The sequence below is a fragment of the Pseudomonas entomophila L48 genome, assembly GCF_000026105.1.
Lineage (GTDB): Bacteria > Pseudomonadota > Gammaproteobacteria > Pseudomonadales > Pseudomonadaceae > Aquipseudomonas > Aquipseudomonas entomophila.
On sequence record NC_008027.1, the window covers coordinates 4,848,612 to 4,869,515 of the forward strand.

General features: G+C 63.6%; 17 protein-coding genes. 15 read left to right on the forward strand and 2 right to left on the reverse strand.

The window, feature by feature from the left end; genetic code table 11:
* Positions 1 to 46: 46 nt before the first annotated feature.
* The 14 genes from yaaA (at position 47) to PSEEN_RS21085 (ending at position 18,504) form a co-directional block, all read left to right on the forward strand.
* Entirely contained in the window at positions 47 to 823 is a 777-nt protein-coding gene (gene yaaA / locus PSEEN_RS21020; protein ID WP_011535582.1) for a peroxide stress protein YaaA, read from the forward strand.
* Between the two features lie 807 nt (positions 824 to 1,630).
* Entirely contained in the window at positions 1,631 to 2,947 is a 1,317-nt protein-coding gene (locus PSEEN_RS21025) for a nucleotide sugar dehydrogenase (protein ID WP_011535583.1), read from the forward strand.
* A gap of 70 nt (positions 2,948 to 3,017) precedes the next feature.
* Positions 3,018 to 4,499, forward strand: coding sequence for a glycosyltransferase family 2 protein (locus PSEEN_RS21030; protein WP_162042931.1), 1,482 nt, complete (start codon positions 3,018 to 3,020; stop codon positions 4,497 to 4,499).
* Positions 4,500 to 4,535: 36 nt separating this feature from the next.
* Positions 4,536 to 5,702: an alginate biosynthesis protein Alg44 gene (locus PSEEN_RS21035; protein WP_011535585.1), complete on the forward strand. Its 1,167-nt coding sequence runs from the start codon at positions 4,536 to 4,538 to the stop codon at positions 5,700 to 5,702.
* Positions 5,703 to 5,714: 12 nt separating this feature from the next.
* Positions 5,715 to 7,286, forward strand: coding sequence for an alginate biosynthesis TPR repeat lipoprotein AlgK (algK, locus tag PSEEN_RS21040; RefSeq protein ID WP_011535586.1), 1,572 nt, complete (start codon positions 5,715 to 5,717; stop codon positions 7,284 to 7,286).
* Entirely contained in the window at positions 7,283 to 8,761 is a 1,479-nt protein-coding gene (locus PSEEN_RS21045; RefSeq protein ID WP_011535587.1) for an alginate export family protein, read from the forward strand. Before algK ends, PSEEN_RS21045 begins: the two co-directional genes overlap by 4 nt.
* 17 nt (positions 8,762 to 8,778) lie before the next feature.
* Complete coding sequence (gene algG / locus PSEEN_RS21050) at positions 8,779 to 10,335, forward strand: mannuronan 5-epimerase AlgG (protein ID WP_011535588.1); 1,557 nt, start codon at positions 8,779 to 8,781, stop codon at positions 10,333 to 10,335.
* 13 nt (positions 10,336 to 10,348) lie between these two features.
* Positions 10,349 to 11,791, forward strand: a complete 1,443-nt coding sequence (locus tag PSEEN_RS21055) for an alginate O-acetyltransferase (protein WP_011535589.1) — start codon at positions 10,349 to 10,351, stop codon at positions 11,789 to 11,791.
* A 7-nt stretch (positions 11,792 to 11,798) separates the two neighbouring features.
* Positions 11,799 to 12,902 carry a mannuronate-specific alginate lyase gene (locus PSEEN_RS21060; RefSeq protein ID WP_011535590.1) on the forward strand — a complete coding sequence of 368 codons (1,104 nt, stop codon included), beginning with the start codon at positions 11,799 to 11,801 and terminating at the stop codon, positions 12,900 to 12,902.
* A gap of 179 nt (positions 12,903 to 13,081) precedes the next feature.
* The gene (locus PSEEN_RS21065; protein ID WP_011535591.1) at positions 13,082 to 14,539 is read left to right on the forward strand and encodes an MBOAT family O-acyltransferase; all 1,458 of its coding nucleotides are present in this window, start codon (positions 13,082 to 13,084) and stop codon (positions 14,537 to 14,539) included.
* Between the two features lie 10 nt (positions 14,540 to 14,549).
* Positions 14,550 to 15,707, forward strand: a complete 1,158-nt coding sequence (locus PSEEN_RS21070) for an alginate O-acetyltransferase (protein ID WP_011535592.1) — start codon at positions 14,550 to 14,552, stop codon at positions 15,705 to 15,707.
* A 20-nt stretch (positions 15,708 to 15,727) separates the two neighbouring features.
* Complete coding sequence (locus PSEEN_RS21075) at positions 15,728 to 16,375, forward strand: alginate O-acetyltransferase AlgF (RefSeq protein ID WP_011535593.1); 648 nt, start codon at positions 15,728 to 15,730, stop codon at positions 16,373 to 16,375.
* A 34-nt stretch (positions 16,376 to 16,409) separates the two neighbouring features.
* Positions 16,410 to 17,864, forward strand: a complete 1,455-nt coding sequence (locus PSEEN_RS21080; RefSeq protein ID WP_011535594.1) for a mannose-1-phosphate guanylyltransferase/mannose-6-phosphate isomerase — start codon at positions 16,410 to 16,412, stop codon at positions 17,862 to 17,864.
* A 175-nt stretch (positions 17,865 to 18,039) separates the two neighbouring features.
* Positions 18,040 to 18,504 carry a hypothetical protein gene (locus PSEEN_RS21085; RefSeq protein WP_011535595.1) on the forward strand — a complete coding sequence of 155 codons (465 nt, stop codon included), beginning with the start codon at positions 18,040 to 18,042 and terminating at the stop codon, positions 18,502 to 18,504.
* 82 nt (positions 18,505 to 18,586) lie between these two features.
* Here the strand turns inward: PSEEN_RS21085 and PSEEN_RS21090 are convergent, their stop codons facing one another.
* Together PSEEN_RS21090 and PSEEN_RS21095 are read right to left on the reverse strand one after the other, a co-directional pair.
* Complete coding sequence (locus PSEEN_RS21090) at positions 18,587 to 19,030, reverse strand: hypothetical protein (RefSeq protein WP_011535596.1); 444 nt, start codon at positions 19,028 to 19,030, stop codon at positions 18,587 to 18,589.
* Between the two features lie 327 nt (positions 19,031 to 19,357).
* On the reverse strand, positions 19,358 to 19,813 hold the full coding sequence (locus tag PSEEN_RS21095; RefSeq protein ID WP_011535598.1) for a hypothetical protein: 456 nt from the start codon (positions 19,811 to 19,813) through the stop codon (positions 19,358 to 19,360).
* A 209-nt stretch (positions 19,814 to 20,022) separates the two neighbouring features.
* On the opposite strand from PSEEN_RS21095, the gene PSEEN_RS21100 reads away from it, so the two are divergent.
* The gene (locus PSEEN_RS21100) at positions 20,023 to 20,835 is read left to right on the forward strand and encodes an SDR family oxidoreductase (protein WP_011535599.1); all 813 of its coding nucleotides are present in this window, start codon (positions 20,023 to 20,025) and stop codon (positions 20,833 to 20,835) included.
* Positions 20,836 to 20,904: the final 69 nt, after the last annotated feature.

Genomic DNA, 20,904 nt, shown 5'->3' on the forward strand with positions numbered 1-20,904 from the left:
CCACCAGCCCCGTAGAATTCGCCCGACGATTCCAGGAGCCGACCCGATGCTGACGGTGATTTCCCCCGCCAAGACCCTCGACTACGACACCCCGCCGGTCACCCAACGCCACACCCTGCCCCAGTACCTGGACGATTCCCAGGCACTGATCCTGCAGCTGCGTGAACTGTCGCCGGCGCAGATCAGCGAACTGATGCACCTGTCCGACAAGCTCGCCGGCCTCAACGCCGCGCGCTTTGGTAGCTGGACCCCGGACTTCACCCCGGCCAACGCCAAGCAGGCGCTGCTGGCCTTCAAGGGCGACGTGTACACCGGTCTCGACGCCGAGAGCCTGGGCGAGGACGACTTCACCTACGCCCAGGACCACCTGCGCATGCTGTCGGGCCTGTATGGCCTGCTGCGTCCGCTCGACCTGATGCAGCCCTACCGCCTGGAAATGGGCACCAAGCTGGCCAACGCCCGGGGCAAGGACCTCTATGCGTTCTGGGGCACACGCATCAGCGAGTGGCTGAACCAGGCCCTGGCCGACCAGGGCGACGACGTGTTGCTCAACCTGGCCAGCAACGAGTATTTCAGCGCGGTGAAGAAGAGCGCCCTGAAGGCGCGGGTGATCGATGTCGACTTCAAGGACCTGAAGAACGGCCAGTACAAGATCATCAGCTTCTACGCCAAGAAGGCCCGGGGGATGATGAGCCGCTTCGTGATCCAGGAGCGGATCAACGACCCCGAGCAGCTCAAGCGATTCGACGTGCAGGGCTACTACTACAGCCCCGAGCAGTCGAAGCCGGACCACCTGGTGTTCCTGCGCGATCACGCCGAGTAAACCCCTCCCCTCTCCCCCTCCCTTGTAGGAGCCAGCTTGCTGGCGAACAGCTGCGACGCGGTAGTGGCTGGTTCGCCAGCAAGCTGGCTCCTACAACGCAAAAACGCCAATACTTGGGCGCCATAAAACCAGCACGTCTTGACTTATCGCAAAACGCCATAAGACCGTTCGTAGTTTTTTGACGATTTCTGAAAAAAATTTCGCATGCTGGCCTAAGACCATCCCACCTCGACTTCCCCCTTTATATACGGGGGTGAAACTGTCTCGTGCTATCAGTTTGAAAGTATTCCCCCCTGAAGAAATATTTAGAAATCTTTCATCTCGGCGGAACTCACCCCGGAACTTCTACTGCGCTTCATCGCTCATAGCACCCGTAACGAGTTTCAAGCGCCTAGCGTAAGAGATGACTTACATATGACATCTGATCGGTACTACAGCCGATTAAAATGACTTCTGAGGTGGCAATGGATATGCCGTACAGCGAACGCCAGGAAGGCCAAGCGCAACCCTTTATGACCGTCCTAGTGGTTGATTTCAAAGGATTTATCCACTTGAAAAAACAAGCACAGCAGCGCGGAAAATAGCGCGCCGCAATAAAGACGGCTGCATTACAGGGCACGTCATTTAAATACTGGCCATTAACTGCCAACTTCGAGCGCACAACTTTCTGCGCTCCGGATTTATTCATGCCTGCGTTCGGTGAAGTGTCAATTCGCCATGAATCCGTTCGCCCAGTGATTATTGGTCAATCAACCCGATCGGCTCTTCCGCGAAGGGCTGGCGTGATAAACACACGAGGTGATTACGATGCGTATCAGCATCTTTGGTTTGGGTTATGTGGGTGCGGTCTGTGCAGGCTGCCTGTCGGCACGGGGCCATGACGTGATCGGTGTTGACGTGTCCAGCACCAAGATCGACCTGATCAACCAGGGCAAGTCGCCCATCGTCGAACCGGGCCTCGAAGCGCTGCTGCAACAGGGCATCGCCAACGGCCGCCTGCGTGGCACCACCGACTTCGCCGAAGCCATCCGCGCCAGCGATGTGTCGATGATCTGCGTGGGCACGCCAAGCAAGAAGAACGGCGACCTGGGCCTGGAATACATCGAGTCGGTGTGCCGCGAGATCGGCTTCGTGCTGCGCGACAGCACCCGCCGCCACACTATCGTCGTGCGCAGCACCGTGCTGCCGGGCACCGTCAAGAACGTAGTGATCCCGATCCTCGAGGACTGCTCGGGCAAGAAAGCCGGCGTCGACTTCGGCGTGGCGGTCAACCCCGAATTCCTGCGTGAAAGCACCGCGATCCAGGACTACGACCAGCCACCGATGACCGTCATCGGCGAACTGGACAGCGCCAGCGGCGACGTGCTGCAGGCCCTGTACCAGGAATTGGACGCGCCGATCATCCGCAAGCCGATCGAAGTGGCCGAGATGATCAAGTACACCTGCAACGTCTGGCACGCCACCAAGGTCACCTTCGCCAACGAGATCGGCAACATCGCCAAGGCGGTGGGCGTCGATGGCCGCGAGGTGATGGACGTGGTCTGCCAGGACAAGGCGCTGAACCTGTCCCAGTACTACATGCGCCCGGGCTTCGCCTTCGGCGGCTCGTGCCTGCCCAAGGACGTGCGCGCCCTCACCTACCGCGCCGCCAGCCTCGACGTGAAGGCGCCGCTGCTCGACTCGCTGATGCGCAGCAACGAATCCCAGGTGCAGAACGCCTTCGACATCATCGAAAGCCACGACAAGCGCAAGGTCGCCCTGCTGGGCCTGAGTTTCAAGGCCGGCACCGACGACCTGCGCGAAAGCCCGCTGGTGGAACTGGCCGAGCGCCTCATCGGCAAGGGCTACGAGCTGAACATCTACGACCAGAACGTCCAGTACGCCCGCGTCCACGGCGCCAACAAGGACTACATCGAGTCGAAGATCCCTCACGTCTCCTCGCTGCTCAACGCCGACTTCGACCAGGTGGTGAGCAACGCCGAGATCATCGTGCTGGGCAACCGTGACGAGCAGTTCCGCGCCCTCGCCCAGCAGGCGCCGGAAGGCAAGCAGGTGATCGACCTGGTCGGCTTCATGAGCAAGCCGACCTGCGCCACCAGCCGCACCGAAGGTATCTGCTGGTAAACCCGGCAGGGTGGCGCGTCCCTCCCCAGCGCGCCGCCCTCGCCCCCTGAATTCTCGACGGATGCCGAACATGCAAAGGCTTCAGACCCTGCTGCTGCAATGCGCCGGCTGGCTGCTCTACATGAGCCTGCTGATGCTGATCGCCCTGGCGTTGCCCAGCGACATCTTCGACTCGCAATCGAAGCATTTCATCTTCCTGGTCGGCGCCGTCGGCATCTGGCGCTACTCCATGGGCGCCACCCATTTCATCCGCGGCATGCTGTTCCTGTACATCGTCTACCCGTATCTGCGCCGCAAGGTGCAGAAGCTGGGCAAGGCCGCCGACCCGTCGCACGTGTACCTGATGGTCACCAGCTTTCGCATCGAGGCCCTGACCACCGCCCAGGTATACAGCTCGGTGATCCGCGAGGCGATCGACTGCGGCTACCCCACCACCGTAGTCTGTTCGCTGGTGGAAAAGTCCGACGAGCTGTTGGTGAAAAGCCTGTGGGCCAAGTACAACCCGCCCGCCCACGTCACCCTGGATATCGTGCGCATCGCCGGCACCGGCAAGCGCGACGGCCTGGCCTATGGCTTCCGCGCCATCTCGCGGATGCTGCCGGACGAAAACGCCGTGGTGGCGGTGATCGACGGCGACACCGTGCTGGCCGAAGGCGTGGTGCGCAAGACCGTGCCGTGGTTCCGCCTGTACCCCAACGTCGGTGGCCTGACCACCAACGAATTCTGCGAAGTGCGCGGCGGCTACATCATGAGCGAGTGGCACAAGCTGCGCTTCGCCCAGCGCCATATCAACATGTGCTCGATGGCCCTGAGCAAGCGCGTGCTGACCATGACCGGGCGCATGTCGATGTTCCGCGCAAGCGTGGTGACCAACCCCGAGTTCATCGCCGACGTCGAAAGCGACTCGCTGATGCACTGGCGCCTGGGCCGCTTCAAGTTCCTCACCGGCGACGACAAGTCCAGCTGGTTCAGCCTGATGCGCCTGGGCTACGACACCTTCTACGTGCCCGATGCCGCCATCAACACGGTGGAGCACCCGCCGGAGAAGAGCTTCGTCAAGGCCAGCCGCAAGCTGATGTACCGCTGGTACGGCAACAACCTGCGGCAGAACTCCCGCGCCCTGGGCCTGGGCCTCAAGCGCCTGGGGCTGTTCACCAGCATCGTGCTGCTCGACCAGCGCGTGTCGATGTGGACCAGCCTGCTGGGCTTGACCGTGGCGGTGATCGCCAGCTTCAAGTTCGGCCTGCAGTTCCTGCTGGTTTACCTGCTGTGGATCGGCATCACCCGCCTGATCCTCACCGTGATGCTGCTGTGCTCGGGCCACAACGTCGGCCCGGCCTACCCGCTGATTCTCTATTACAACCAGATCGTCGGCGCGGTGATGAAGATCTACGTGTTCTTCCGCCTCGACAAGCAGTCCTGGACCCGCCAGCCCACTGCCCTCAAGCGCGACCTGGCCAGCTTTCAACAATGGTTCAACACCTGGTCCTCGCGGACCATGACCTTCTCGGCCGCGAGCATCTTCGTCGCCGTGCTGTTCATGGTCGTGTGAGCCACCCCGGATCGGATAACAGGAACGAATATCGCCATGAATACCGCCGTGAACGTCAATGTCGTGCATGAGTCCGAAGCGCAGCGCCAGCACGCCCGGGTACGCATCCCCGCCAAGCTGCGCTACCTGGACGGCAACCGCGAGCCGCACGAAGTGAAGGTTGACGACCTGTCCGCCGGGGGCCTGTCCTTCCATGCGAAAAAAGCCCTGCCGGTGAACGAGGTGTTGCGCGGCCGCCTGCAATTCGTGGTCGACAACCTCGGGCTGTCGATGGATGTCGAAATCCTGGTGCGCACCAGCAACGTCGAGACCGGCCGCACCGGCGCCGAATTCCAGAACCTCGAGCCGCGCGACATCGCCACCCTGCGCCACATCATCACCAGCCACTTGTCTGGTGAACTGATCAGCGTCGGCGATGTGCTCAGTACCCTGCAGCGCGACAACTTCACCAAGGCGCGCAAGCAGAAGGACTCGGGCTCGGGCCTGTCGGCGTTCGGCCGCCTGCGCGCGGTCACCGTCACCGCCGGAGTGTTCGTGGTCGGCCTGGTGGCTTTCGGCTTCGTCGCCAAGTCGCTGTATGGCCTGTACTTCGTCAGCCATGCCGAGGCCGGCGTGGTCGCGGTGCCCACCACCAACGTCACCATGCCCCGCGACGGCAGCCTGCAGAGCCTGGTGGAAAGTGGCGCCACAGTGGCCAAGGGCGCGCCGCTGGCGACCTTCAACACCAGCATGCTCGACTTGCTCAAGGGCCATCTCGATGACTCGCAGCTGGAACCGGCCAAGGTCGAGGAGCTGTTCGGCAAGCAGCTCTCCGGCACCCTCACTAGCCCCTGCGACTGCGTGGTGTCACGCCAGCTGGTGGACGACGGCCAATACGCCAGCAAGGGCCAGCCGGTGTTCGCGCTGATCCCGCGCACCACCATCCCGACCGTGGAGGCGCGCTTCAGCTATCGCCAGTTCGACGAGGTGAAGCCGGGTACCCGGGTCAACTTCCAGGTGGCCGGCGAAGACGAAGTGCGCACTGGCCGGATCGTCGGCAGCAGCAGCCTGGACACCGACAACCTGGCTTCCGATATCCGCGTGCAGATCAAGCCCGACGAAAGCCTGCCGGCCGAGCTCGCCGGCCGCCCGGCTGCGGTCAACAGCGACCGTGGGCCGTCGCTGAACTGGCTGATCGACAAGGCCGTGGCCCGCGGGCTGTAAGAGGAGCGGATCATGAAACCTTTCAATCGTGATTCTGCCGTGGGGTCGGTGCCGCCTGTGTTGCGAGGGCTGCGCCCTCAATCGCGGCTGAAGGCCGCTCCTACAGAGTCCGCGCCTGACCTGATCGACTCGATCCCAGTAGGAGCGGCCTTCAGCCGCGATCGGGTGCGCAGCACCCGCCCGTTGGCATGGTGTGCCCTGGCCGCCGCCATCACCCTGGCAGGCTGCGCCGGCCTGCCCGACCAGCGCCTGGCCAACGAAGCCCTGAAGCGCGGCGACACCGCCACCGCCGAGCGCAACTTCAAAGCCCTGGCCGACCTCGGCTACAGCGACGCGCAAGTCGGCCTGGCCGATCTCAACGTCGCCACCCGTGACCCGGCCAAACTCAAGGAGGCCGAAGCCACTTACCGCGCCGCCGCCGCCACTTCGCCCCGCGCCCAGGCCCGCCTCGGCCGCCTGCTGGTGGCCAAGCCCGACAGCACCCAGGCCGAACGCGAAGAAGCCGAGACCCTGCTCAAGCGCGCGGCGCAACAAGGCGAGGGCAACACCCTGATCCCGCTGGCGATGCTCTACCTGCAATACCCGCAGAGCTTCCCCAACATCAACGCCCAGCAGCAGATCGACCAGTGGCGCGCCGCCGGCAGCCCCGAGGCGGGCCTGGCCCAGGTGCTGCTCTACCGCACCCAGGGCACCTACGACCAGCACCTGGATGACGTGGAAAAGATCTGCAAGGCGGCCCTGACCACCACCGACATCTGCTACGTCGAACTGGCCACCGTCTACCAGAAACGCGCCCAACCCGAGCAGCAGGCCGTGCTGCTGGAGCAGCTCAAGGCCGCCCATGCCCGTGGCACGGTGCCGGCCACCCGGGTCGACAGCGTCGCCCGCGTGCTGGCCGACCGCAGCCTGGGGCAGACCGACGAAAAGACCGCCAAAGACCTACTGGAGCACATCGCCCCGGCCAACCCGGCCTCCTGGGTCAGCCTGGCCCAACTGCTCTACGACTTCCCCGAGCTGGGCGACACCGACCAACTGATGGCCTACATCGACAAAGGCCGCGAGGCTGAACAGCCCCGCGCCGAGCTGCTGCTGGGCCGCCTCTACTACGAAGGCAAGACCGTGCCGGCCGACGCGCAGAAAGCCGAGCAACACCTGCAGGCCGCCGCCGACGCCGGCGAGATCAGCGCCGATTACTACCTCGGCCAGCTCTATCGCCGCGGCTACCTGGGCAACGTCGAACCGCAGAAAGCCGTCGACCACCTGCTCAGCGCCGCCCGTGGCGGCCAGCTCAGCGCCGACTACGCCCTGGCCCAGCTGTTCAGCGAAGGTCACGGCATCCGCACCGAGCCGGCCAACGCCTGGGTGTTCGCCCAACTGGCCCAGGCCAACCCGTCCGAGCAGTCCAGCGCGCTGCTGCAACAGCTCGACCAGCAACTGACGCCCGCCCAACGCAGCCAGGCGCAAAACCTGCTGGCCCAGGAAAAGCAGGCCCGCGCCGGCATGCTCCAGCGTGCCAGCAGCCCTCTGGCCATCGAAGCACTCCAAGACGACAACGACGACGTAGACGCCGAGGATTCGCTATGACGCTCAACCCCTTCGTGAAAGCCGGCATCGGCCTGGGCTTCGCCCTGCTGTGGTCGATGCCGACCCTCGCCCAGGAAACCGCGCAGAAGAACTTCGGCCTGGATGTGAAGATCACCGGCCAGTCCGAGGACGACCGCGACCTGGGCACCCGCTCCGGCGGCGACGTCAACGGCCTGGGCCTGGACCTGCGGCCCTGGGTGTACGGCGAGCGCGGCAACTGGAGCGCCTACGCCATGGGCCAGGCGGTGGCGGCCACCGACATCATCGAGACCGACACCCTGCGCGCCTCCGACACCGGCGCCGCCATCGACACCGGCGACGACAGCCGCAAGCCGGACAAAAGCTACCTGGCCATGCGCGAATTCTGGGTCGGCTACAGCGGCTTCACGCCCTACCCCGGCGAGCAGCTGCGCTTCGGCCGCCAGCGCCTGCGCAGCGACGACGGCATGTGGCGCGACACCAACATCGAAGCGCTGAACTGGACCTTCGACACCACCCTGCTCAAGGCCGACCTGGGCGTGGCCCAGCGCTTCAGCGAGTACCGCACCGACCTCACCGAACTGGCCCCGGAAGACAAGGACCGCACCCATGTCTACGGCAACGTCGCCACGCAGTGGACGCCCGGCCACTGGGTCGGCCTGCGCGCCCACCACAGCCACGACGGCGGCAGCCTGAAGAACCCCGGCGAAACCGTCGACGCCCTCGACAAGACCCGCACCGGCGACCTCACCTGGCTGGGCCTGGAAGCCAACAGCGACGCCTACAACTGGCGCAACGAGCACACCGTCAACTACTGGGGCAGCGTCACCTGGCTGACCGGTGACCGCGATACGCTGAGCAGCCAGGCCATCGGCAACGAGCAGGTCGCCACCGGCAAGCAGAGCGGCGACGTCAACGCCTGGGGCACCGACCTGGGCATCCGCCTGCGCCTGGACCCGCAATGGCAGGTTGGCGCGGCCTATGCCCGGGGCAGCGGCGGCGGTGGCAGCGATGGCTCGAACAACTTCGAGCAGACGGGCCTGGAGAGCAACCGCTCCAACTTCACCGGCACCCGCTCGCGCGTGCACCGCTTCGGCGAAGCCTTCCGCGGTGAGCTGGGCAACCTGCAGGCGGCCACCCTGTTCGCCTCCTGGCAGCTGCGCGACGACTACGACGCCAGCTTCATCTACCACAAGTTCTGGCGTGTCGACGGCAAGCAGAACATCGGCTCCAGCGGCATCAACGCGGTGGTCGACGACGGCGGCGTGAATCGCCCGCTGGTACAGGGCGAGAAAGACCTCGGCCAGGAAATGGACGTGGTGGTGACCAAGTACTTCAAGCAGGGCCTGCTGCCGGCCTCGCTGAGCCAGTCGGTCGACGAGCCGTCGGCCCTGGTGCGCCTGCGCGCCGGTGTGTTCAAGCCGGGCGACGCCTATGGCAAAGAGGCCGACTCGTACATGCACCGCGCCTTCGTCGACGTGATCTGGCGCTACTGAGGCCGGGAGAGGAAGCCATGAACCTGCACCCGAACCTTCGCCACAGCCTGCTCGCCAGCGCCCTGCTGCTGGCCGCCGGCCTCGCCCAGGCCGCCGAGCCCGAGATGGCCAAAGGGCTGCAACAGGCCAAGACCTACACCGTCGCCAGCGCGCCGATCGAGCCGCTGCTGATGGACCCACCCAAGCTGCCCGACCTGTCCGGCTACACCGCCCAGGCCGTGCAGCAGAAGATCGACCGCGCCCGCAAGGGCAAGGTAAGCGTGCGCCGCATGCTCCAGGAAGACACCCTCAAGGAGTTCGTCGGCGGCGACAACAAGGGCGCCGAATGGGTGCGCCGCCAGCATGGGATTCCCCAGGCGATCTTCATCGACGACGGGCATGTCGACCTGGTCGAACTCAGCAAGCAAGTGCCCGGCCAGTACCTGCGCGAAACCGCGCCGGGCGTCTACCTTGCCCGCCTGCCGATCGTGGTCGGGCACAAGGGCGTGCTGGAGGTCGACGGCAAGGTCAAGGAGCTGCGCCTGTCCGAGGAAGGCGGCGCGTTCATCGTCAACGACGGCAAGCTGTTCGTCACCGACACCAAGGTCACCGGCTGGCGTGAAAAGGCCAATGGGCCTGCCACCTTCCAGAAGCCCGACGCGTTCCGCCCGTTCCTGCTCAGCTGGGGCGGCACCGAGACCTACATCGTCAACAGCAAGCTGGCCAGCTTCGGTTACTCGAAGTCCAAGTCCTACGGCGTGAGCATTTCGCAATACACGCCGAACATGGCCAAGCAGATGGGCCGCGCCGAACCCACCGGCTGGATCATCGGCTCCGAGTTCAGCGACATGTGGTACGGCTTCTACTGCTACGAGACCCAGGACTTCGTGGTCAAGGATTCGGTGTACCGCGACAACATCGTCTACGGCATCGACCCCCACGACCGCTCGCACCGCCTGATCATCGCCGGCAACACCGTATACGGCACCAGGAAGAAGCACGGGATCATCGTCTCGCGCGAGGTCAACGACAGCTGGATCATCAACAACAAGAGTTATGACAACAAGCTCTCGGGCGTGGTGATCGACCGCAACAGCGTCAACAACCTGATCGCCTACAACGAGATCTACCGCAACCACACCGACGGCATCACCTTGTACGAGAGCGGCGACAACCTGATCTGGGGCAACAAGCTGATCAACAACCGCCGCCACGGCATCCGCGTGCGCAACAGCGTGAACATCCGCCTGTACGAGAACGTCGCCATGGCCAACGGCCTGGTGGGCGTGTACGGGCACATCAAGGACCTCTCCGACACCGACCGCGACATCGCCCTCGACCCGTTCGACACCAAGGTGTCGCTGATCGTGGTCGGCGGCGAGCTGGCGGCCAACGGCTCCGGCCCGCTATCGATCGACTCGCCGCTGTCGGTGGAGCTGTACAAGGTGTCGATGCTGATGCCACGCAAGGCCAACGGCATCAGCTTCAACGGCGTGCTCGGCGAGCGCCAGGACGAAATCCTCGACCTGCTGGTGCGCCAGCAGAAAGCCGTGCTGATCGACCCGGTCGAGCGCCAGACCGAAATGATCGACTAAGGAAGCCCAGACCATGACTCCACACCTGATGAAACTGCTGGGCCTGTCCGCCGCCCTCCTGGCCATCAGCCAGGGCGTGCGCGCCGAGGACGCCAAGGCACCGACCTTCACCGCCGCGCCGTGCTGCCAGCTGTGCCCCGAGGCCCATGACGCTCGCCGCTACACCACGCGCTACCAGCAGAACTTCACCACCCTGGTGCAGGCCCAGGGCGACTGGCTGTTCCGTACCCGCGAAGACCTGCGCACCGAGTTCGACACCACCCCGGGCGGCTACAAGCGCCTGCAGCAGGTGCACGACGCGTTCAAGAAGCGCGGCGTCGAACTGGTGGTGGTGTACCAGCCGACCCGTGGCCTGGTGAACCGCAACATGCTCAAGCCTGAAGAGAAGGCCGCCTTCGACTACCAGAAGGCTCTGGGCAACTACCAGGCCATGCTCCAGCGCTTCGCCAAAATGGGCTACAACGTGCCCGACCTGTCGCCGCTGACCAATGAACAACTGGCCGCGGCCGACCAGGGCAAGGACTTCTACTTCCGCGGCGACCAGCACTGGACGCCCTACGGCGCCGAGCGCGCGGCGAAGATCGTCGCCGACACCGTGCACAAGATGCCGGCCTTCGAAGGCATCCCACGCAAAGAATTCGAGACGAAGAAATCCGGGCGCATGGGCAAGACCGGCACCCTGCACAACGTCGCCGGCCAGCTGTGCGGCACCAGCTACGCGGTGCAGTACATGGACCAGTTCGCCACCGAGCCGAAAGGCGCCAGTGGCGGCGACGACCTGTTCGGCGACTCGGGCAATGCGCAGATCACCCTGGTCGGCACCAGCCACAGCGGCAAGAACTACAACTTCTCCGGTTTCCTGGAGCAGTACATCGGCGCCGACGTGCTCAACGTCGCCTTCCCCGGCGGCGGCCTGGAAGGCTCGATGATCCAGTACCTGGGCAGCGAAGAATTCCAGAAAAACCCACCGAAGATCCTGATCTGGGAGTTCTCCCCGCTCTACCGCCTGGACCAGGAAACCATCTGGCGGCAGATCCTCGGCCTGCTCGACGACGGCTGCGACGACCGCCCCGCGCAGATGAGCGCCAGCGCCACCCTCAAGCCCGGCAAGAACGAGCTGATGGTCAACGGCAAGGGCGGCGTGATCAAGGACCTGGTCAACCGCAACCACCAGTTCGACATCCGTTTCGAGGACACCTCGGTGAAGGTGCTGCAGGCCACCCTCTGGTACCTGAACGGCCGCCACGAGGACATCAAGATCGAGAAGCCCGAGACCTCCGACACCGACGGCCGCTTCGTCTTCCAGATGCGCGAGGACGAGGACTGGGCCGGGCAGAACCTGCTCGCCCTGGAAGTCCAGGGGCCGGAAAGCGGCACCCAGAAAGTCGAAGCGAAACTGTGCAAACGCAACAACTTCGCCGGCAATGCGCAGCACACCGCGCACGCTGGCCAGTGAGGCGACCATGACCATCATCAACCGCAAGACCGCCCCCGCCCTGCTCGCCCTCGCCCTGTTCGGCGGTGCGGCGCAGGCCGCGCTGGTACCGCCCCAGGGTTACTACGAGGGTATCGAGAAGCTCAAAAGCAGCGACGGCGACTTCCGTTGCGAAGCCGCGCCCCGGCCCTACACCGGCTCATTACGCTTTCGCAGCAAGTACGAGGGCTCGGACAAGGCCCGGGCGACGCTCAACGTCGCCTCGGAAAAGGCCTTCCGCGCCTCGACCAAGGACATCACCACCCTGGAGAAGGGCGTCAGCAAGATGGTCGGCCAGTACATGCGCGACGGCCGCCCGGCGCAGCTCGACTGCGCGCTGACCTGGCTGGGTACCTGGGCCCGCGCCGATGCGCTGATGTCCAGCGACTACAACCATACCGGCAAGTCCATGCGCAAATGGGCGCTGGGCAGCATGAGCGGGTCGTGGTTGCGCCTGAAGTTCTCCAACTCGCAGCCGCTGGCCGCGCACCAGGCCGAGGCCGAGCAGATCGAGAAATGGTTCGCCCGCCTGGCCCAGCAGACCGTGCGCGACTGGAGCGGCCTGCCCCTGGAGAAGATCAACAACCACAGCTACTGGGCGGCCTGGTCGGTGATGGCCACTGCCGTCGCGACGGACCGCCGCGACCTGTTCGACTGGGCGGTGAAGGAATACAAGGTCGGCGCCAACCAGGTCGACGAGCAGGGCTTCCTGCCCAACGAGCTCAAGCGACGCCAGCGCGCCCTGGCCTACCACAACTACGCCTTGCCGCCGCTGGCGATGATCGCCAGCTTCGCCCAGGCCAATGGCGTGGACCTGCGCAAGGAAAACAACTTCGCCCTGCAACGCCTGGGTGAGGGCGTGCTGGCTGGGGCGCGCGACCCAAGCCAGTTCACCGCCCACGCCGGCGTGAAGCAGGACCTGCACGACCTGAAGATCGACAGCAAGTACGCCTGGCTCGAGCCCTGGTGCGCGCTGTACCACTGCGTCGGTGACACCTTGGAACGCAAGCACGACATGCAGCCGTTCGACAGCTTCAGGCTGGGCGGGGATGTGACCCGGGTCTACGACCCAGGCGCGGAATCGAAGAAGTAAATCAAATCCTTGTAGGAGCGGATTCATCCGCGATGGCGTCGGCAGGCCCACAACCGCTGCCATGACGACCGCAATCGCGGATGAATCCGCTCCTACAAGGGCCTGGTGCCTCCTGCATGTTCGTGGGGGGTTTGGGGGGCGCTGTGCCCCGGATGCTGTGAACAACAAGGAGAACCGGGATGGTCTTCTCGTCCAATGTGTTCCTGTTCCTGTTCCTGCCGGTTTTCCTCGGCTTGTACTACTTGAGCGGGCAACGCTATCGCAACCTGCTGCTGCTGGTGGCCAGCTACATCTTCTACGCCTGGTGGCGGGTGGACTTCCTCGCCCTGTTCGCCGGGGTCACCCTGTGGAACTACTGGATCGGCTTGAAAGTCGGCGCCGCCGGCGTGCGCACCAAGCCCGCGCAGCGCTGGCTGCTGCTGGGGGTGGCGGTCGACCTGTCGATCCTCGGCTACTTCAAGTACGCCAACTTCGGCGTCGACAGCCTCAACGCCATCATCACCTCGTTCGGGCTGGAGCCGTTCATCCTCACCCACGTGCTGCTGCCGATCGGCATCTCGTTCTACATCTTCGAGTCGATCAGCTACATCATCGACGTGTACCGCGGCGACACCCCGGCCACCCGCAACCTGATCGACTTCGCGGCGTTCGTGGCGATCTTCCCGCACCTGATCGCCGGCCCCGTGCTGCGCTTCAAGGACCTGGTCGACCAGTTCAACAACCGCACCCACACCCTCGACAAGTTCTCCGAAGGCTGCACGCGGTTCATGCAGGGCTTCATCAAGAAGGTGTTCATCGCCGACACCCTGGCGGTGGTGGCCGACCACTGCTTCGCCCTGCAGAACCCGACCACGGGCGATGCCTGGCTCGGCGCGCTGGCCTACACCGCACAGCTGTACTTCGACTTCTCCGGCTACAGCGACATGGCCATCGGTCTCGGCCTGATGATGGGCTTCCGCTTCATGGAGAACTTCAAGCAGCCGTACATCAGCCAGTCGATCACCGAATTCTGGCGGCGCTGGCACATCAGCCTGTCGACCTGGCTGCGCGACTACCTGTACATCACCCTGGGCGGCAACCGCAAAGGCACCTTCAACACCTACCGCAACCTGTTCCTGACCATGCTGCTGGGCGGGCTGTGGCACGGCGCCAACTTCACCTACATCCTCTGGGGCGCCTGGCACGGCATGTGGCTGGCCATCGAACGGGCGCTGGGCATCGACACCAACCCGCAGCGCTTCAACCCGGTGAAGTGGGCCTTCACCTTCCTGCTGGTGGTGGTCGGCTGGGTGATCTTCCGCGCCGAGAACCTGCACGTGGCCGCACGCATGTACGGCGCCATGTTCAGCTTCGGCGAGTGGCAGCTGTCGGAGCTCAACCGCGCCAACCTCACCGGCCTGCAAGTGGCCACACTGGTAGTCGCCTACCTGACCCTGGCGTTCTTCGGCCTGCGCGACTTCTACCGCCATGCCAAGCCGACCCCGAGCGCCACACCGGTGCAGGTCAATGCCGACGGCTCGGTGGGCCTGGACTGGACGCGGATCATGACCCGCGCCCTGGTGCTGCTGCTGTTCGTCGCCTCGGTGCTCAAGCTCTCGGCGCAGAGCTACTCGCCGTTCCTCTACTTCCAGTTCTGAGGCCCTGATCATGAACCGGACACTTCGCATCACTTACTCGCTGTCGTTCATGGGCCTGCTGGTCGGGCTGGGCGCCTGGTCGGTCGGCGGGCTGGACAGCTTCACCCGCACCGGGCAGATGACCCTGCTCGACGGCAAGCTGGCCAAGGCCGCCGAAACCCACTACGACGAGCAGTTCCCGATCAAGCGCGTCGGCACCAACCTGTGGGCCGCGCTGGACTACAAGCTGTTCAACGAAGGCCGCCCCGGCGTGGTGCTGGGCCGCGACCAGTGGCTGTTCAGCGACGAGGAGTTCAAGCCCACCGCCGGCGCCGAACAACAGATGCAGGACAACCTGGCACTGGTGCGCGGCATCCGCGACGCCCTGCAGCGCCAAGGCACCGAGCTGGTGCTGGCGATCGTGCCGGCCAAGGCGCGCCTGTATTCCGAGTACATCGGCAAGGAGACACCGGCCAGCCTGCACGACGAGCTGTTCAACCAGTTCCACGCCCAGGCGCGCCAGGCCAATGTATTCGCCCCCGACCTGCTGGCGCCGCTGGAACAAGCCAAGGCCCGTGGCCAGGTGTTCCTGCGCACCGACACCCACTGGACGCCAATGGGCGCCGAGGTGGTGGCACAGGCCATCGCCGAAGCGGTCAACCGCCAGCAGTTGCTCAGTGGCGAGCCCCAGGCCTTCATCACCGAAGCTGGCGCCACCGCGCCGTACAAAGGCGACCTGACCAACTTCCTGCCACTCGACCCGCTGTTCAGCAACCTGTTGCCGACCCCGGACAACCTGCAGCAGCGCAAGACCCACCCGGTGCAGACCGAAGGCGAAAGCGGCGACGCCCTGTTCGCCGACAGCCGGATCCCGGTGGCGCTGGTGGGCACCAGCTACAGCGCCAACCCGCACTGGAACTTCCTCGGCGCCTTGCAGCAGGCGCTGCGCAGCGACGTCGCCAACTACGCCGAGGACGGCCACGGCCCGCTGCTGCCGATGCTCAAGTACCTGCAAAGCGACGCCTTCAAGCACACCCCGCCACAAGTCGTGGTGTGGGAATTCCCCGAACGTTATCTGCCAATGAAGAGCGATCTCGGCGCGTTCGATCCGCAGTGGATCGCACAGCTGAAGAACGCCAGCAAGTCCGAAGCCAACCTGGCCCTGTCGTCCAACCGGACCGACCACTGAAGATAGAGAGGAACACGCACATGACTACCAAGACTCAGATTGCCAAAGCCCTCACCCTCGCGGCGGGCCTGTCCCTGGCCTCGCTGCAGGCCTTCGCCGGCGCCGACGCCGCCCTTTATGGCCCAAGCGCGCCGAAGGGCTCGACCTTCGTACGCTTGTACAACGCCGCCAGCGCCCCCGCTGCCGCCTCCGTGGGCAACACCCAGATCAAGCAGGTCGGTGCCCAGGCCAGCAGCGACTTCAGCTTCCTGCCCGGTGGCGACTACACCGCCCAGGTGGGTGGCAAGAGCGTCCCGGTGAAACTTGCCGCCGACAAGTACTACACCCTGGTCAACAGCGGCGGCGGCAACCCGCAACTGATCGAGGAGCCGCCGTTCAAGAACAAGCAGAAGGCCCTGGTGCGCGTGCAGAACCTCAGCGACCAGCCACTGACCCTGAAGACCGCCGACGGCAAGACCGAAGTGGTCAGCCCGGTGGCCGCCAACGGCCGTGGCGAGCGTGAGATCAACCCGGTCAAGGTCAACCTGGCCCTGTATCAAGGCGACAAGAAAGTCGGCGACGTCAAACCCGTCGCCCTGGCGCGCGGTGAAGCCGCCGTGCTGTACGTCACCGGCTCCGGCAGCAGCCTGTCGCCGGTGTGGGTCACCCGCCCGGTAGCCACCAACTGATTCCTGCCTCTTACGACCTTATTGGAGAAACGACATGATCCCGGTAATTCTTTCTGGTGGTAGCGGTTCCCGTCTGTGGCCGCTGTCGCGCAAGCAGTTCCCCAAGCAGTTCCTGGCCCTGACCGGCGAGCACACGCTGTTCCAGCAGACCATCGAGCGCCTGGTGTTCGAAGGCATGGACACCCCCATCGTGGTCTGCAACAAGGACCACAAGTTCATCGTCCAGGAACAGCTGAACGCGCTGAAGCTGGAAACCCAGGCGATCCTCATGGAGCCGTTCGGCCGCAACACCGCGCCGGCGGTGGCCATGACCGCGATGAAACTGGTCAACGAAGGCCGTGACGAGCTGATGCTGGTGCTGCCGGCCGACCACGTGATCGAGGACCAGAAGGCCCTGCAACGCGCCCTGGCCCTGGCCACCGTGGCCGCCGAGCGCGGCGAGATGGTGCTGTTCGGCGTGCCGGCGACCAAGCCCGAGACCGGCTACGGCTACATCCGCTCCAGCCAGGACGCGCTGCTGCCCGAGGGCGTGGCGCGGGTTGCGCAGTTCGTCGAGAAGCCTGACGAGAAGCGTGCCAACGAGTTCGTCCACGCCGGTGGCTACTTCTGGAACAGCGGCATGTTCCTGTTCCGCGCCAGCCGCTTCCTCGAAGAGCTGAAGAAGCACGACCCGGACATCTACGACACCTGCCTGCTGGCCCTGGAGCGCAGCGACGAGGCCGGCGATGTGCTGAGCATCGACGAAGCCACCTTCGCCTGCTGCCCCGACAACTCCATCGACTACGCGGTGATGGAGAAGACCCAGCGCGCCTGCGTGGTGCCGCTGTCGGCCGGCTGGAGCGACGTGGGCTGCTGGTCGTCGCTGTGGGATGTGCATGAGAAAGATGACAACGGCAACGTCACCAAGGGCGACGTGGTGGTGCAGGACAGCCGCAACTGCATGATCCACGGCAACGGCAAGCTGGTGTCGGTGATCGGTTTGGAGAACATCGTGGTGGTCGAGACCAAGGACGCCATGATGATCGCCCACAAAGACAAGGTTCAGGGGGTCAAGCAACTGGTCAGCACCCTCGACGCCCAGGGCCGTTCGGAAACCCAGAACCACCTGGAGGTGTACCGCCCGTGGGGCTCGTACGACTCGGTGGACATGGGCGGGCGCTTCCAGGTCAAGCACATCACCGTCAAGCCCGGCGCCAGCCTGTCGCTGCAGATGCACCACCACAGGGCCGAGCACTGGATCGTGGTGAGCGGCACCGCGGAGGTGACCTGCGACGAGAACGTGTTCCTGCTCACCGAGAACCAGTCGACCTACATTCCCATCGCCTCGGTGCACCGCCTGCGCAACCCGGGCAAGATCCCGCTGGAGATCATCGAGGTACAGTCCGGGAGCTACCTGGGCGAGGATGATATCGAGCGCTTCGAGGATGTGTATGGGCGCACTTCGACGCCGGTGGAGCGTGGGGTATCGGTGAAGACCATCGCGCAGTGAGGCATCGGGACCGCTTTGCGGTCCATCGCGGCACAAGGCCGCTCCTACAGGGTATTGCGTTCCCCTGTAGGAGCGGCCTTGTGCCGCGAAAGGAGGGCAAAGCCCTCCCGCTTTTGAGACATCCCCCATTTCCCGCTAGGATGAGCAGATCATTGCCATCAAGGCCTGCCCCACCATGATCATCGGCGCCCTGCTCGTCCTCACCTGGCTGGTCCTGCTGTTGCGCTACCCCTCCAAAGCCTTGCCCATCTCGCTAGCGGCTGTGTGCGGCCTGGGCCTGGTGGCCCTCGGGGTGGCCTGGCAGGACACCCGCGAGGCCTCGCAACTGGCCCGCCTGGACATCCGCCTCAGCTACGCCCCCGACCAGTGCCCCGCCGACCGCGCCTTGCAAGTGCACATGAAGAACGGCAACCAGGCCCCGCTCACCGAACTGCGCTGGCGCGTCGGCGCCTATGCGCCGGGCGACACCGTGAACCTGGCCGAGAATGCCTACAGCGCCCCGCGTTATCGCGGGCCAGGCGACCTGCAGCCGGGCGGCGAGTGGCGCGACTGCCTGCCACTGCCACCGCTGCGTTCAGGTTATCGACCGCAGAATCTGGAGTTCCGTGCAGAGCACTTACAAGGCACATTCGCCAACTGACCGATGACGGTGCCGGCTGCCCCGAAAGATACACTCGTTCCCACCGTCAGGTGCATGCTGTGGATAATGCTCAGTTATCGCGTCAGGGGCGTTTAAAGAAACTGCCTTTAACCGTGTCCGTACTGTTCACTCTCTCACTTATGAAGTCAAAATCCCCTTCAGCAATGCCCTTATTGTGATCATCTCTACGCAAGATATTAATATTACCATCGAAGGCAAGCTCGCCACCTGAAACACCACCGAAGAACTGTGCCCTAACGTCAGCCTCATTAGCCGATTCAATTTTGAATCGTCCAGTCTTGATAGTTTTCTTGAAACGAAGAGATAGCATATCTCCATTTACTTCATCATCATTATTGAATGCAAAAACCCAGTAATGTTCATGATCGATATTTTCATCAAAAAAATAAAACTGACCGCCTTCGAATACAGAGCTCCCATTATTATTATTGATCGTCGCGCTGACCCTGCACAGTTTAACTTTTTCTCCGCCGCCGAACTTTTTCAGCATTTCTTCCCTTTTCATATCTTCATCCTCATAGGACAGCTCAGACTGATCTATCTAAAGACGCTGATAGATCTACGAACACCCAAGATCAGGGTTGTGTTTGCTATCACCGATCACAACCCATATCGGTGCATACCTGGCCAGCATAGAGATGATGCCTCGCAACCGAAACTGACAAAATTACCAGTATGTTCATGTCTAGAATGTCCAATTTCGACCCGGCACCACGCTTCACATCCCGTTCGAAAAGCGCTGTAAACGTGTATGTTCATTCGGTTTCACCCACCTTTGGCGTTAGAGACCGGCGACCCACTGCAACACTTTTCTCCTTTACGGGGGAAAGGCTTAAACCTTAATACCCGTTCCTTGTCCAATCGAAAACACTCCCCTGGCAACCTCGAATTCCACCAAAGGAAAGCCTTCAACCTTACCGTTAAAAACAAACTTTCCGGAGAGGTGTTTTTCCGCCTTATTCCATACCAATTCTTTAATATCCCCCGACAATGCATACCCCGTGCGAAGGCTGACCAGATAGGCCCAAGCCTTATCCTCGGCATATGGCAGAATTTTATGATCCGAACCTGAAAAATCCGAAGGCAGCGATATGAGTATGCTCTGTATTTTTTCACCAACACTCTCGAAATAGCCAACTACAGTCACTCGACTTTCCGTTTCCGAATATTCCACGAAGCTCTGCGTAAAATCGAAACCCTCCCTGAACGGCTCGGGGAAGTTGACCCTCGCGCTCATTGTGCCCGTCCCGATACTCATACCTGTTGAGTGCAATCCAGCTTTTTTCATAATTCACCCCGGCGATGATCACAGAGAGACGCGGATAACAGGATGAAAATCTAAGCCCCACTCATGGAACTTACAACTGACAAAAATACCAGTTGAATTACAGCTCCCCCATCCCCACCAGGGCGCTGCAAATATGCCGCACACGGCAATCGTGCGCCTCGAGGTACCCATGGCATACTTTCCCACCCCACTGGATCAAAGGTTGCCCCATGCCCACCGTCCTGATCACCGGTTGTTCCAGCGGCATCGGCCGCGCCCTGGCCGACGCCTTCCGCGATGCCGGCCATGAAGTCTGGGCCACCGCCCGCAAAGCCCAGGATGTCGAACAACTGGCCGCCGCCGGCTTCAATGCCCGGCAACTGGACGTAAACGACTCCACTGCCCTCGCCCGCCTGGCCGAGGAGCTGCAGAACCTCGACATCCTGATCAACAACGCCGGCTACGGCGCCATGGGCCCGCTGCTGGACGGTGGCGTCGAAGCCATGCGCCAACAGTTCGAGACCAACGTCTTCGCCGTGGTCGGCGTGACCCGCGCGCTGTTCCCGCTGCTGCGCCGTTCCCGTGGGCTGGTGGTAAATATCGGCAGTGTCTCCGGCGTGCTGGTGACGCCGTTCGCCGGCGCCTACTGCGCTTCAAAAGCCGCCGTGCATGGGCTGAGTGACGCCTTGCGCCTGGAGCTGTCGCCGTTTGGCATCCGGGTGATGGAAGTGCAGCCGGGTGCAATTGCCTCGCAGTTCGCCAGCAATGCGCAACAGCAGGCCGAGCAGGTGCTGGCGGCCGACTCGCCGTGGTGGCCGTTGCGCGAACAGGTGCAGGCGCGGGCACGGGCGTCGCAGGATCGCCCGACGCCTGCGGCGGTGTTTGCCCAGGGGTTGCTGGCCGCGACGCGCAAGTCGCCAACGCCCGCCTTGGTGCGACTGGGGAATGGCAGCACGGCCTTGCCTTTGATGGCCCGACTGTTGCCGCAGCGCCTGCTGGATTGGGTGTTGCGCAAGCGCTTCGGATTGTTGCGTCCGTTGTAATCTGTAGGAGCGGCTTTAGCCGCGATGAGGGCAGCACGGTGCCTGGCACCCGCTTCGCGGGTGATCGCG